Below are 14,155 nucleotides of genomic sequence, written 5' to 3'. Positions count from 1 at the left end.
CACGCCGAAATCGAATGAAAAACGGTCAGTGCATTTTGCATTGACCGTTTTGTGGTTTATTCCTGTATGGATTTGCGAAGAGCCTCACAGACATCCTCGAAGTTTGTCGACATAAGCCGTATGTTGTAGCCCACGTAAAATGGAGAGGTCGGGTAGCGCGGCATGAGCTTTGCTGCAACCTTGTCGTCGAAATGATAGAAAAAGATGTTATAGCTGTCCTGACTTTTTTTGAACCGCTTGGTAATGAATCCTACCGTTGTCTGGATGTAATCAGCGAAGGTATCGGGAGGCTCTTTGGGGGAAATGACATTAAACTCCCCGAAGCCCAGGCGCGGATGCGTTGATGCATTCAAAAGAACGCCGTCCTTTTCCGCAATAGTTATTCCCTCGAAGCTTTCGGGTTCAATCATGAGAGAGGAGTCTATATGATGAAATCCGACAATCTGCATGTGGGGATGGCGCATCGTTCCACCGGAAAAATGTCCGTGGTTTTTGAAGAAAACAACATGCTCGTAGAGACCGGAGTCCTCAAGCTTTTGCCACTGTCTCAGACCGAAGTCTATAAGCCGCCGCATGTGTTCCTTTGAGTAGTCGGGCATATCTATGCCGCATCTGTCAGCTTCAACGAGAACAAACTGATCCGCGTCTTCGATGACGTTGTATTTATTTCGTAGAAAAATCATACTGTCTTCAGTTTCGATTATGTCTGTGAGAGTGTCAGGACTGCAGAACGGGCAGCTGTTTTCGGTATGAATGATATTTTCGGGTTTGTTTTTCCCGATTGATACATTAAAACGTGCGATATTAATCGTCATATGAACCCTTCTTTGATACTGGGATTATTGAAATATTATTCTAACTCTTTAACAGTATTGATGATGGCATCTGTCATCATATCTTCTTCAAAATAAATTTCTGACGCATCTACATGTGGGACGTTTAGCTGCACCTCTGTCAGATCATCCGCATTCATTTTTCGGGCGTTTTCCAATACAGCCTTGTAGTGTCCGGCGTAATAAAACGCATAGCTTTTTTTGTAAGGGAAATTTTTCCTCAAGTCGTCATGCCAGTAATCAACGTATAAAATACATAAAAGCTCTGCGTCTGTGAAGCACAGCAAATCGAAGATACCGCTGCGTCGGCCGATAAAGCATTTCACTTTGCCTGCGGCATAGACAAGCTCGGGGAAGGTAAGCTTTATACGCATAGTTCCCTTGATGGGGAGTTCTTTTCCCGCAACGTTTGTATATACGATATATCCAAGTGCTTTTAGTTTATTCACCAGCCCAAACCAAACTTCATCAGAGAAGAGCTGTGTTGAGCTGTTGGCATAGGGCGTTATTATAACAGTTCGTTTGCTGAGCTGATACATTGCATGTAGCTTTTGCTGCTGCTCAACTGAAATATCTTCAATAATTGGCGGAAGTATTTCAGTTCCAAGTGGAAGCCCGAATACATTTTCACGGTATCTGTCAAAAAAGTGCAGCGATGTATTCCAGTCATAGCCGCCGTTTTTGACATGGAAGTGACCGTATATGTAATTGTCTGTCTCATAAAGTGAGTTCTCACGGATATAATCCTTTATCATTTCCATTTTTTCTGATGGAATATAAATGATTTGTGATACTCCGATAAAATCAATTTGTGAGTCTTTGAATTTTTCGCAAACAATCAAGGCACAGGAGGTTTTACGCTTTTTTATCTGCAAAGCGTAGCATAGGCCGCCGTTTACTAAAAAGTCGCCGATATTAAAAGGGCAGATTACATATAAAAGCTTTGGATTGTCGGTGAGTGAAGCCAGCATCTGCTTTGCTTCACTGATATTCGATGATGGGGTATTGCCCACAGTCATATTCCATACTCCCTTTCACGTAAATTTTACCATACATCAGAGAAAAATAAAGCTATGTTAAAGTAGAATAAGTAATGTTTTGAGAATTTCATAGTATATGAAAATGCCTATATATACGCCGTATAAATTGACAAACTACCTGTTTCGGCTTAATATTTCTATGTATGGGCATTTCTATGCCTTTCTATTCGTGCGCCCTGTTTTTGAAGGGGCGTCAGGACGGTGTTTATTATTAACGAACAAAATGATTCCGCAAAGGAGAAGTCTAACAAAGGCGAATCCTTAATGAAGGGAACATTTATCCTCACAATAGCAGGTATTGTGGTAAAAGTCATCGGTTCTCTGAACTGGATTTTTGTGTCACGCGTACTTGGCGGCGAAGGCATCGGGCTTTACCAGATGGCGTTCCCGATATATTTCTTCGCGCTTTCCGTTTCTACGGCAGGAGTACCTGTTGCTATATCCATAATTACGGCAGAGCGTGTGGCAGTGAAGGATATTTTCGGAGCCCGGCGTGTGTTCCACATATCTATGTGGTTGATGCTTTTGACGGGTATTGTGTTCTCTCTTTTGACGTATTTTGGAGCAGGCTGGCTCATCGACTATCAATTCATCCGCGACCCGCGGGCATATTACTCTGTAGTTGTTTTGGCGCCTGCCATCTTCTTCGTAACACTTCTGGCCAGCTCAAGAGGATATCTGCAGGGCTGGCAGCGCATGACTCCGACAGCCATGTCTCAGATCGTTGAACAGATTTTCCGCGTCATCACTATGGTGGTGCTGGCAGATTTGTTCCTGCCATGGGGCCTTGAGTTTGCGGCGGCAGGAGCCAGCATGGGTGCATGTGCCGGTGCCGTGGCAGGTCTTATTGTACTTGTTTATTATCACTGGAAGCTTGACCGTGATATTAAGGAGATGTATACCCCGGAGGAACTGAAGCCCCGTCCGGACGAGTACGATACTCCGTGGACACATATTATTACACGTCTTTTCAAGCTTGCGCTGCCGGTTTCTGCGGCAAGCATTATGCTTCCGGTTGTTTCAAATCTCGACCTTGTAATAGTACCGCAGCGTCTTGAGGTTGCAGGCTACACTGTAAATCAGGCTACCGAGCTTTTTGGTTATCTCACCGGTATGGCTGTACCGCTTATCAATCTTTCTACGATAATCACGGCATCTCTCGCGGTGAGTATTATTCCTGCGCTCTCCGAGGCGAAAGCACTGAACGATACAAAGCGCGTATATGAGCAGACGGCAGCAGGAATCCGTATTTCAAACTTTGTATGCTTTCCGGCTTTTGTTGTGGTTTGCGTGCTGGCGACGCCTATTTCCTCACTTATATACAGCGCCCCCGGGGCTGGACCTGCTGTATGGGCATGCTCCTTCAGTATTGTTTTGCTCGGACTGCATCAGGTATCGACAGGCATTCTTCAGGGACTCGGACATCCTTCGATTCCTATGGTCAACATGATTCTTGCGGCTGTGGCAAAGGTTGTGCTGAACTGGACACTCACGGCTATTCCTGCGTTGGGTATTCTTGGTGCTGCTTTTGCTACGGCAGCTGATATGGGTGTTGCCGCGATAATCAATATGTTTTTTATTTATAAATATATTGGTTATGGTATGGAGTGGGGACATCTGGCGAAAGCAGTCGGCGCTTCGGTTGTTATGGCAGGCGCTGTAAAGCTCTTTTACGATTTCACTATGTCCGCATGGGCAATCAACGCCGTATCCACATTTGGCGCGACATTTTTCGGGTGTGCCGTATACATTGCTGTTATGCTTATTATCGGCGGTATCGGCGAGGAGGATATGGCACGCGTGCCAATGCTAGGGCGTGTGAGCATACGTTTCCTGCGCCGTATCGGTGTATTTAAGACACCGGCGGAGGAAGTATCTGCAAATAAGGAGGAAGCACATTGAAGCGCTTTGTACTTGTATATAATCCTGTTTCGGGACATGCGACATTTCCGCGCCAGCTTGATGAAATAATAGAAGCTTTTGATAAGCGCGGCGCTATGCTTATTCCTTACCGTACCAAGATAGACAACTCAGGTCTTCCTGATTTTATACGTGAAGCTGCTCCTGACGGAGTTATTGCTGCAGGTGGTGACGGTACTCTGGGCGAGGTGGTTGACTATGTCGTCCGCCATGAACTGAAAACTCCTATTGCCGTCTATGGCAGCGGAACCTCAAACGATTTTGCGACCTTTCTTAATCTTACCGGTGGTATGGACGTAAAGAATGCGTATTTTGACCGCATTGTGTCTGGCAAGACTATGCCTGTAGATGTGGGATGTGCCAACGGAAGATATTTCATAAATGTTGCCAGTGCTGGAATGCTGACGACGGTAGCTCATGAGGTAAATGTGCGTATCAAAAACGCGATTGGAAAAATCGCGTACTACATCCGCGGGATCGGTGAGGTTCCGAATTTCCGCGCGTTGCCGCTGCATATAGAGGCAGACGGTTCAGAATATGATGTGCATGCTTATTTCTTTGTTATTGTCAACAGCGGTACCGCAGGAGGACTGAAAAATGTTGCGCCTCTTGCAAGGCTTGATGACGGAAAGCTGGATTTGATTGTTGTAAAAAAATGCAGTATTCCGAGCTTTGTTGCTTTGGCAAAGGATGTTGTTTCGGGAAATGTGCGTCCTGATGACCCGAACCTTTTGTATGTTCAGGCGAAAAAAATCACAGTCGATGCGGGTGAAGCTGTTGAGGGCGACCTCGACGGAGAGAAGGGACCTTCTCTTCCAATGACAGTGGAGACACTTCCTCATGCGATTGAAATGTTTTATTAAGTGAAACGCTTAAAGGGAAAAGCTGTTTTCGCGTTTCAAAATCAAGGAGCTTTTGGATGCGTGCTTTTTTTATCGGACTGCAGTTTTTGACGCGTCTTTGTATCGTAAAACAGGATAACTGGACGGAGCAGGACTTCGGAGAAAGTGTAAAATACTTTCCGCTTATAGGTGCGGTTTTGGGGGCAATTTACGCCGGTGCCGCATATCTTATGACTGTGTTTTTGCCTTCCTGCGGAGTGACACTTCCAACGCACCTCGTGACTGTTGTGCTTTTGGTACTCCCCATACTCATGTCAGGGGGGATTTTCTGCGACGGTTTCATGGATACTATGGACGGAGTTTTCTCCGGACGTTCCCGTGAACGTATGCTTGAAATCATGAAGGACAGCTGCGTCGGCTCAAATGCCGTATTCTGCTTTGTTGCACTCATGCTTTTGGAGTGGGGGACTCTTTTGGATATGGAGCCGTCTGTGCTTGTTCCTGCACTTTTCATAATGCCGATTATAGCAAGGCTTATGGTTGTCATAGAAATACGCCGCTTCCCTTTGGCGCGTCCTGACGGGCTTGGCAGAATGTTTTCCGATTATTCGACAGCCAACACTCTGATAATAGCACTTATATCAACGCTTATTCTGCTTGTTCCATGCGGCATACTTGCATATATATGTCTTGCTGTCGGTACGGCGTTTTCATATTTCTTTGCAGGCTACGTGACCAAAAGAATCGGTGGAATGACAGGAGATGTATACGGCGCGACTGCTACGCTTACTGAAGCACTTGTGCTGTTGACATATCTTATCGCAGGAAGATTTATTCAATAGAACGAATGGGAGAAGAAACTCCATGAAGCTTACAGTAAAAGTGCCGGGATCATGCGGCGAGCTTGTACAGGGGACGCGGGAGGGCGTTCCTTTCCTCGTTACATGCCCGGTGAATTTATATACGACAGTAACCGTAACAGATGAAAACATGGCACACCGCGGTCTTGGAGCAAAGGCTGAAAAGGCCCTCGAACGTACCCTGCACTATCTGGGAGAAACGTCGTTTCCCTATGGTATAACTCTTTCCTCTGAGCTTCCAATCGGAAAGGGGATGGCTTCATCAAGTGCTGACATAGCTGCAGTATGCTACGCTGTAGCAGCGGTGTTCGGACATGAAATCACAGCGCCTGAGGTATCTCGAATAGCTGCAGGTATTGAGCCGACGGACGGTATTTTTTTTGACGGAGTCGTCCGCCTGAATCACATGACCGGAGAGTGCTATGAATCACTGGGAGTATTGCCCCGTATCCAGATAGCCATATTTGATACAGGCGGAGCAGTAGATACCCTTGACTTTCATCAGAGAAAGGATTTAGGGGAGCTCAGTGAGAAAAATGAGCGACAGACGGATGCTGCGCTGGCGCTTTTGTCTGAACCGCGTACAGCTGCGTCCATAGCTGCGGCTGCCACAAAGAGCGCAGTAGCAAATCAGTCGATTCTTCACAAAGCAAAGCTTAAGGAAATCATAGAGGAAGCAAGAGCTCTAGGAGCACTTGGCATAAATGTTGCGCACAGCGGAACGATACTCGGAGTATTGTTTTCACCTGACAGGAAAAAACTTTTTGTGGAAAAACAGGCAGCTGTCTTACAGCAGAAATTCCCGCACCTTACATTCTTACAGAGCGCAGAGCTTATATCGGGCGGTGCGGACATAGAAAAGGGGTAACCTATGGAAAACAGATTCGTGCATGGTGGAAACGTATATCGTGAAGGAGCACCTGAGGGCGGCTGGAGAGATTTCAGTGCCAATATAAATCCAATGGGATTGGCTGCATCTGTACGGTCTGCGGTGGCAGATTCCATAGATGATATTATTCATTATCCTGACCCGAACGGAAAAGAACTAAAGGAAGTGCTCTCAGACTTTTACGGAGTTCCTGCCGAGTGTTTTGTACTTGGAAATGGCGCGGCAGAGCTTTTTTATGTGCTTTTTCATACAGAGCATCCGAAAAAGGTTCTGCTACCGATACCCTCCTTCAGTGAGTACGAGCGTGCGGCACTGGCGGCAGGGGCAGAGGTTGTCTATCATACACTGAAGGAGGATGAGGATTTCGCTCTTTCCGTGGATTCGATAGAGCTTGAGGGCATTGATTGCATTCTTTTAGGCAATCCGAACAACCCAACAGGTAATATGCTAAAAAGTGCAGAACTGGAAAAGCTCATTAAAAAAGCAGAATTAACCGGAACGATTGTTGCCGTAGATGAATCATTCCTTGATTTTCGTGAGGACGAGGATGAGTATTCTGTTCGGGCGCTTACGGAGAAATACGACAACCTCATAATACTCCGCTCGCTGACGAAATTTTACGCTCTTCCTGGACTGCGCCTCGGTTTTGCAATTACAAACCCGAAACGCGTGAAGAAGATGGACATGGGAAAGGACCCGTGGAACGTGAACCTTCCCGCGCAGCGGGCAGGTGTCGCGGCACTTAAGGATATGGAGTATCAGAAAAAATCGCGTAAGCTTGTTGCGGAGGAGTGTGTACGATTTGCAAACGAGCTTCGCACGATTAAGGGCTTCAAGGTCTTCGAACCAACGGTCAATTTTATCCTTATCCGCCTGGGAGAAGAATGGGAAAGCTCCGCGGCGTTCTGTGCCCGGATGCGCAAAAAAGGCTTTCTCCTGCGTGATTGCTCTAATTATCCGGGACTGGATAATATGTTTGTCCGCGTCGCGGTCAAAACAAGAGAAGAAAATGAAGAACTTTTGGCGGCCTTGCGGTCGCTGTGATGAGTGAAAAATAAACCCTCCGATAAATCAGGAAGTACCTTGATTTATCGGAGGGTTTTGTGTTGTGGAGAATTATTGAAAGATATACTATATTTACAGAATACATCATAACTGATGTATTTTAAACAAAAGTAGAAATATTGAAGAATAATTGACATAAATAGCAATGATGTAGTACGATGTACTAAAAGGGGTGATGGTTATGGCATTTTCAATCAGACTTAGCGATGAAGAGCGTAAACTCGCGGAGAGCTACGCAAAGCTTAATTCACTATCATTAGGCGAAGCATTCAAAAGAGCATTATTCGAAAAAATTCAGGATGAGTATGATGTCATTGTTGCTAAAGAGGCTCGCGCAGAGTACGTAGCCGGCGGAAAGAAAAGTCATCCTATTGAAGAACTGTGGGAGGAACTTGATATATGATTTATCAAGTAAGAACTACGCTGCGATTTGATAAGGAGTTTAAAAAGCTGGACAAGTATACTCAGCGTATCTTAAAGCAGTGGATTCAGAACAATCTTGTGAATTGCGAAAATCCGCGTTTACATGGTAAAGGCTTAACTGCGAATCTTGCCGGACTATTGCGGTATAGAATCGGGGACTACAGAATAATTTGCGATATACAGGACAGCAATCTTGTCATATTGGCCTTGACTGTTGGACATAGACGAGAAATTTACGAGTGAGTCGGTGATTTTGCCGACTCTTTTTTTACGCCCACATTGTTTTTTCCCCGGTTCAGGGCATGTATATAACTGAAAACACAAAAGACATCGTTTCACTGCTGATTGGCAGATGAAGCGATGTCTTTTAGTTTGGAGAAAATTTTTCCAATAATCATAGATAATTATCAGGTCTTGTGCGAAAAGATTGGTAAAGGTCCGGATAAGTTTAACTAAATGAAGCGGCAGGTATCTTAGGGTATCTGCCGCTTTTACTTATGAATAAGATTAAAAAGAAGGAAATTCTTTTTTTGTGTCAAATATATTCCTAGTGTAAAAATTATTTTGTTCAAGTTGAACGGGAGGGAAAAGAATGAGATTTATTCAGGCTAAAGGGGTTAAAAAAGCGGCAGGTATTTTGGCTGCTGCGGTCATTTTTGGGGTTTCCTGCGGAACAGCATATTCAGCTCCGACCTCGGAGGAACAGGCGGTACTTGATAAATATGCTGAGTACATTGACACGCACAAGGCGTATGATTTCGGCTATCCTGCCAATCATGACATTCATCTGACAGAGTTTTACAAATGGTATCTGGACTCTCATTCGTACAGGGCTATGGTAAATAACGCCGGAGACCCGTTTGAGATTCATGAAGGCGGTCACCTCAATGCGCTGAAATTCGAGCGTGCTGTCATTGATTTCTTCGGACCGCATTATGGCTTCGATTTGAATAATCTTTGGGGTATTGTCACGTTTAGCGGAACCGACGGCAACAGCCACGGAATTTATTTCGGCTCCAAATATCTTGAGAAGAAAACACAGAAAAAGCCTGTTATGTACGTATCGGATGCGGCGCACTATTCCAACATGCGACTGGCCGATGTGCAGAATATTGACCTTGTGCTTGTACCTTCAGATGAGCACGGCCGCATGATTCCGGAAGAGCTTGAAAGCAGACTTGTTCCGGATCGTCCTGCACTTATGGTTTATGCAATGGGAACAACCTTCAAGGGCGGTGTTGATGATATGGATGCATTGAACGCTGTCCTGGCAAAATATCCTGATATTGAGGTATATCGGCATGTGGATGCTGCGCTTTTCGGAGGGTATCTCCCATATACACAGTATAAGGATGCTGTTAACCGTAAGGTTCATCCGTTCGATTCAATAGCAGTCAGCGGTCACAAGTTCTTCGGAATGGACGAGCCCGCGGGTATTTTCCTCACTACAATGGAGGTCAAACAAAATCAGAACCCGTACAATGTCACGTATTTAGACGGCAGCATGCCGATGATTAATTGTTCCCGTTCAGCTTTATCCCCGCTGAAGCTCTTATGGATTATACGTAAGTATGGAGATAAAGGGTTCACCGAGCAGGCACAGGGTATGCTGGAGCGCGCTGCATGGCTTAAGGCTAAGCTGGATGAGATGGGATGGCAGGCATGGCTTGAACCTATGTCAAACACAGTTTATTTCAAACGTCCGCCAAAGGCCATTGTAGAGAAATATGACCTTGCACCGGATTTTGATGCGCGTCTTGGAGGCGAGTTGTCCCATATCGTTGTTATGCAGCATGTAAAACTTGATAAGCTTCAGGATTTCCTGAACGATCTCAGCGCACAAAAGTAAAATGATATTTATTCCGGCAGATACGATTATGTGTCTGCCGGTTTTTTATGTTGTACTGTAACAGATAACTTGGACGTATGATTCCTTTATTTTTTATGACAATGCGGCTTTTTGGGTGCAAAGTCTATTGAAGCGGCAGATTTGAATGTGCTATACTTAAAAAGTTATAGGAAGTGGACAAATGTTTATATACGAAGGTGATTATGTGACAAAGGAAGAAATGAAACAGCTTATTTGTGAGAAGATTGATGCAGCGCGGAGTGAAATCGAGGCATTGGCGGCAGATATAGAAAGCACGCCGGAGCTGGGATATAAGGAAACAAAGACTGCTGCAAAGATTGAGGCATATATGAAAAAGCTGGGGCTGTCTCCGGAAACAGGACTTGCGCTTACAGGAGTTAAGGCGCGTGTAAAGGGGAAGACAGCAGGTCCGACGGTTGCAGTCATAGGTGAGCTTGATGCCATAGGAACTCCTGACAGCCCAAAGGCTGATCCTCTTACAGGAGCAGCGCATACCTGTGGTCATTTTCTTCAGACCTCGGCTATGCTGGCTGCGGCACAGGGCCTTATACAGTCGGGAGTTATGCAGGAGCTTTCGGGAGATGCGGTGTTTTTTGCCGTTCCTGCAGAGGAATATGTAGAAATCACATACCGCCAGAAGCTTCGTCAGGAAGGTAAGCTCCATTACCTCTGTGGAAAGGATGAGCTTATCTACCGCGGCGCGTTTGATGATGTAGATATGGCTATGATGATGCATTCCCGTGACCATACACCGGGAAAAACCGTTGCTATCGGACAGTCCAGCAACGGCTTTGTTGTGAAGCTTGTACAGTACGTGGGACGCTCTGCTCATGCTGCTAATGCTCCTCATGAAGGTGTAAATGCCCTGAATGCGGCATGTCTCGGAATTATGGGAATCAATGCTCTGCGTGAGACATTTCAGGAGAAGGATGTCGTGCGTGTACATCCGATTATTACAAAGGGCGGAGACCTTGTGAATAATGTTCCTGAGGATGTACGCATGGAGCTTTATGTCCGCGCGGCAACAATGGATGCTATTGACAGCACGCATCCAAGAGTTGATGCTGCGCTCCGCGCAGGCGGCGCAGCAGTAGGTGCGAAGACGATTATCGAGACAATGCCGGGAATGCTTCCGCTTAACTGCTCTGCTGAGCTGAACGAGCTTTTTGTGGATAATGTAAAGGAACAGGTTCCTGAAACTGAGATTATTGACGCAGGACATTTCAAGGCTTCGACAGACATGGGAGACCTTTCTCATATCATGCCGGCGATTCATCCGTTTATCGGCGGCGTTGACGGCTCGCTTCATACGAAGGACTTCACTGTAACGGATTTCGACGCGGCAGTTCTTACACCTGCGAAAGCATTTGCCTGCACTATTGTAGACCTTCTTTATGAGGATGCAGCCAAGGCAAAGAAAATTCTTGCGGATTATAAGCCGCTTCTGACTAAAGAAGAATTCATCGAAAAACTCGACGGATACTTCGAGAAAACAGAAGAATAACCCGGACAACAGGATTTTTCCTTTGTCTGTTATCATATATAAAAAATAAGGGGGTATTCTTATGAAGAATTTACGGCTTCATCTGATTGTTCTGGTGTTAGTCGTTGTTGCGGAAAAAATCGGCAACATTGCGTTCACTCTGGGAGTTGGAAAAATCGTCCTGCTGCCGATGATGTACGCGCTTTTGATGGGTGTTCTCACGGCACCGCGGTTTTTGAAAATTTCCCGTGATACTGAAATCAACGCTGCAAGCTCACTGCTTGGAGTTACTCTGATGCTGCTCATGGCAAAATACGGTACGCTCGTAGGACCGAGTCTGCCTAAAATCCTGGCCGCATCACCTGCACTTATTCTTCAGGAGTTCGGAAATCTCGGTACGATTCTTGTTGGCGTACCTGTCGCAGTTTTCCTCGGACTCAAACGTGAAACAATCGGCGCGGCGCACTCCATTGCCCGTGAGCCGAATGTCGCTCTTATCGGTGAGCGCTACGGTCTTGATGCTGCGGAAGGTCGCGGCGTTATGGGCGTTTACATTGCCGGTACTGTTATCGGCACGATTTTCTTCGGACTCATGGCGAGCTTCGCGGCCGCGTATCTTCCGCTTCATCCGTATGCATTGGCTATGGCTGCAGGTGTCGGCTCTGCCAGCATGATGTCAGCAGCTGTGGGTTCGCTTTCTGCGATGTTCCCTGAAATGGCAGACCAGCTCGCTGCTTTCGGTGCGGCATCGAATATGCTTTCAGGACTTGATGGTCTTTACATGAGTATCTGGATGGGCCTTCCGCTCTCTGAGTGGCTGTATCGCAAGGTGTACCGTATAAAATACGGTGAACCTGCACCTGAATCTGAAAAGGAGGCGCATGCAGAATGAAAATGACAGAAACACTTGAGGCGCTGGTAGTTTGCGGAATTATGTCTCTGGTTGCAAACGTCGTTGGAACAAAGTTTGCTTTTGTTGAAGCAATCCCCGGCATGCTTATTCTTATTGCGCTTGCCTTTGTCGGAATTTGGCTCGGCAAGGTGATTCCGGGAGGTATTCCGGGTGTTGCTTATGTCGTTACCATCGGATGTATTTTGACATATCCGGCACTTCCGACAGCAGCTTTTATTAACGCCGCTGTATCAAAGGTAGGCTTCCTGCAGCTCTGTACGCCTATACTTGCTTACGCCGGTATCGCAATTTGCAAGGACCTTGATGTTTTTGCAAAAAGCAGCTGGAGAATAATCGCTGTTTCCTGTGTTGTATTTATCGGAACATACATCGGTTCCGCTATCATCGCGCAGGTAATCCTGAAATCCATCGGACAGATTTAATTTGTTTTGTAAATATGTAACAAAAGCTTCGGTTGAATTATCAGCCGAAGCTTTTGCTGTTTTAGGGGTGAAGTAAGTACATTGGAGATGGACTAAAATAATGCTTTCCTTGTAGTATGGCTTGAGAAAAATAGATTATTTACACCGGAATTCTTTATATTTAACGGAAATCGAGATTGTTATTGATAAGTTGTAAAGAAAAATGGTATAGTAATTGAGTACAAAATGTGTTTTATAGGTAGACATCTTTAGTATATGATAAGGTTTGCTTATAGAACATATGAAATGATTCGTAGGGGGTATTTTTATGTTGATTGCCGGAATAATTCTGGTAATTCTAACCTTTGTGCTCATTGTGAAAAAATATGAAGCACGGCTCATACTATTCTGTGCAGGTCTTATTATGTGTCTTATCGGAGGCCTTCCGGAGGATATCATGAAGGCGTTTACCAAAGCGATGGTAAACAATTCATTAGTACCGACAATTTGTACAGTTATGGGTTTTTCGTATGTTATGAAGCTTACTCAGTGCGACCAGCATCTTGTTCAGTCCATATCCGGTGTGCTCAATAAAGGCCGTGGATTGCTCGTACCGTTGTCCTTTTTGCTGACCTGGTGGATCAGCTTGGCAATTCCTTCAGCGGCGGGCTGTTCGGCAGCAGTTGGAAGTATAATGATTCCGACCTTGATAGCTGCAGGTGTACATCCGGCAATGGCTGCTGCTACTGTTCTTGCGGGAACGTGGGGAAGCGCAATCAGCCCGGGCAACGCGCATAACCCGTTTGTTGCCGAGCTTGCAGGTACGGATATGATGACAGTCATTATCAACGAAACCCCTGCCTCGGTGGTTGCATCTATAGCCTGTGTTATCGTGATGACTGCTTACGCGCATTTCATGAAGGAAGGCGCGTCTGACGAAAGAAGAAAAGAATATCTTGAGAAGGTAGCTGAGGAAGAACACCTTCAGATGAGCAATTTCAAAGTCAATCCGCTTCGGGCGATTGTGCCTGTAGTTCCATTGCTCCTTTTGGTTCTTGGCTCAAAACAGGTTGGCATTCTGCCTGCAATGGGAGTTCCTCTTTCAATGATTATCGGTGTAGTTCTTGGTCTTCTCGTTACCTGGTCCGACGCACAGGAGGTATGCCGCAACTTCTTTTCCGGTATGGGCGCCGCTTATGCTGATGTTATCGGTCTGATTGTCTGTGCAAGCGTCTTTACTACAGGTATGGCAGCCGTTGGTCTTACAGGCGCACTGACCGAACTTATGAAGGGCTCTCAGTCCATTGCTGCTGCAGCGGGCACCTTCGGCCCATTCTTTATCGCGGTTATCTCCGGCTCCGGTGATGCGGCTGCATTTGCCTTCAACGGCGCGGTTACACCCTTCGCCGAACAGTTCGGAATGACTATCATGGACCTTGGTTCTCTGGCGCAGATTGCGGGAGCTATGGGACGCTCTATGTCTCCTGTCGCAGGTGCGGCTATTATCTGCTCAGGGCTTGCAAAGGTCAATCCGATTGAGGTATCGAAAAGAAACTTCCTTCCATGCCTTGTTTCGGCTATTGTACTTATGATTTTACTTTGATCGGACGTTAAGG

General features: G+C 45.9%; 14 protein-coding genes. 12 read left to right on the top strand and 2 right to left on the bottom strand.

Going from position 1 to position 14,155, the window contains the following annotated elements; genetic code table 11:
• Positions 1-56: 56 nt before the first annotated feature.
• Both BUA83_RS06185 and BUA83_RS06180 read right to left on the bottom strand, forming a co-directional pair.
• A complete protein-coding gene (locus BUA83_RS06185; RefSeq protein ID WP_072935321.1) occupies positions 57-815 on the bottom strand; it encodes a DUF4931 domain-containing protein in 759 nt (252 codons plus the stop codon).
• Between the two features lie 35 nt (positions 816-850).
• Positions 851-1,852, bottom strand: coding sequence for a hypothetical protein (locus tag BUA83_RS06180; RefSeq protein ID WP_072935320.1), 1,002 nt, complete (start codon positions 1,850-1,852; stop codon positions 851-853).
• Positions 1,853-2,074: 222 nt separating this feature from the next.
• On the opposite strand from BUA83_RS06180, the gene BUA83_RS06175 reads away from it, so the two are divergent.
• The 12 genes from BUA83_RS06175 to dcuC all read left to right on the top strand — a co-directional run bounded on the left by BUA83_RS06175 (position 2,075) and on the right by dcuC (position 14,142).
• A complete protein-coding gene (locus BUA83_RS06175) occupies positions 2,075-3,775 on the top strand; it encodes a putative polysaccharide biosynthesis protein (protein WP_072935319.1) in 1,701 nt (566 codons plus the stop codon).
• Positions 3,772-4,656, top strand: a complete 885-nt coding sequence (locus tag BUA83_RS06170) for a diacylglycerol/lipid kinase family protein (RefSeq protein WP_072935318.1) — start codon at positions 3,772-3,774, stop codon at positions 4,654-4,656. The genes BUA83_RS06175 and BUA83_RS06170 overlap by 4 nt, the downstream gene beginning before the upstream one ends.
• A 56-nt stretch (positions 4,657-4,712) precedes the next feature.
• Complete coding sequence (locus BUA83_RS06165) at positions 4,713-5,477, top strand: adenosylcobinamide-GDP ribazoletransferase (protein ID WP_072935317.1); 765 nt, start codon at positions 4,713-4,715, stop codon at positions 5,475-5,477.
• A 22-nt stretch (positions 5,478-5,499) separates the two neighbouring features.
• The gene (locus BUA83_RS06160) at positions 5,500-6,363 is read left to right on the top strand and encodes a GHMP family kinase ATP-binding protein (RefSeq protein ID WP_072935316.1); all 864 of its coding nucleotides are present in this window, start codon (positions 5,500-5,502) and stop codon (positions 6,361-6,363) included.
• Between the two features lie 3 nt (positions 6,364-6,366).
• On the top strand, positions 6,367-7,428 hold the full coding sequence (gene cobD, locus BUA83_RS06155) for a threonine-phosphate decarboxylase CobD (RefSeq protein ID WP_072935315.1): 1,062 nt from the start codon (positions 6,367-6,369) through the stop codon (positions 7,426-7,428).
• 202 nt (positions 7,429-7,630) lie between these two features.
• Positions 7,631-7,852: a type II toxin-antitoxin system RelB family antitoxin gene (relB, locus tag BUA83_RS06150; RefSeq protein WP_072935314.1), complete on the top strand. Its 222-nt coding sequence runs from the start codon at positions 7,631-7,633 to the stop codon at positions 7,850-7,852.
• A complete protein-coding gene (locus BUA83_RS06145) occupies positions 7,849-8,115 on the top strand; it encodes a type II toxin-antitoxin system RelE family toxin (RefSeq protein WP_072935313.1) in 267 nt (88 codons plus the stop codon). The genes relB and BUA83_RS06145 overlap by 4 nt, the downstream gene beginning before the upstream one ends.
• A 349-nt stretch (positions 8,116-8,464) precedes the next feature.
• Positions 8,465-9,721: an aminotransferase class V-fold PLP-dependent enzyme gene (locus tag BUA83_RS06140; protein ID WP_094756501.1), complete on the top strand. Its 1,257-nt coding sequence runs from the start codon at positions 8,465-8,467 to the stop codon at positions 9,719-9,721.
• A gap of 181 nt (positions 9,722-9,902) precedes the next feature.
• Positions 9,903-11,246: an amidohydrolase gene (locus BUA83_RS06135; protein ID WP_234988285.1), complete on the top strand. Its 1,344-nt coding sequence runs from the start codon at positions 9,903-9,905 to the stop codon at positions 11,244-11,246.
• Positions 11,247-11,307: 61 nt separating this feature from the next.
• Complete coding sequence (locus tag BUA83_RS06130) at positions 11,308-12,117, top strand: DUF3100 domain-containing protein (RefSeq protein ID WP_072935312.1); 810 nt, start codon at positions 11,308-11,310, stop codon at positions 12,115-12,117.
• Positions 12,114-12,560, top strand: coding sequence for a DUF340 domain-containing protein (locus tag BUA83_RS06125; RefSeq protein ID WP_072935311.1), 447 nt, complete (start codon positions 12,114-12,116; stop codon positions 12,558-12,560). The genes BUA83_RS06130 and BUA83_RS06125 overlap by 4 nt, the downstream gene beginning before the upstream one ends.
• Positions 12,561-12,867: 307 nt before the next feature.
• Positions 12,868-14,142 carry a C4-dicarboxylate transporter DcuC gene (dcuC, locus tag BUA83_RS06120; protein ID WP_072935310.1) on the top strand — a complete coding sequence of 425 codons (1,275 nt, stop codon included), beginning with the start codon at positions 12,868-12,870 and terminating at the stop codon, positions 14,140-14,142.
• Positions 14,143-14,155: the final 13 nt, after the last annotated feature.

Origin of the sequence: Schwartzia succinivorans DSM 10502 (assembly GCF_900129225.1) — a bacterium.
In the GTDB taxonomy this organism is placed as follows: Bacteria; Bacillota; Negativicutes; order Selenomonadales; family Selenomonadaceae; genus Schwartzia; species Schwartzia succinivorans.
This window is presented reverse-complemented; position numbering and strand designations above follow the sequence as displayed.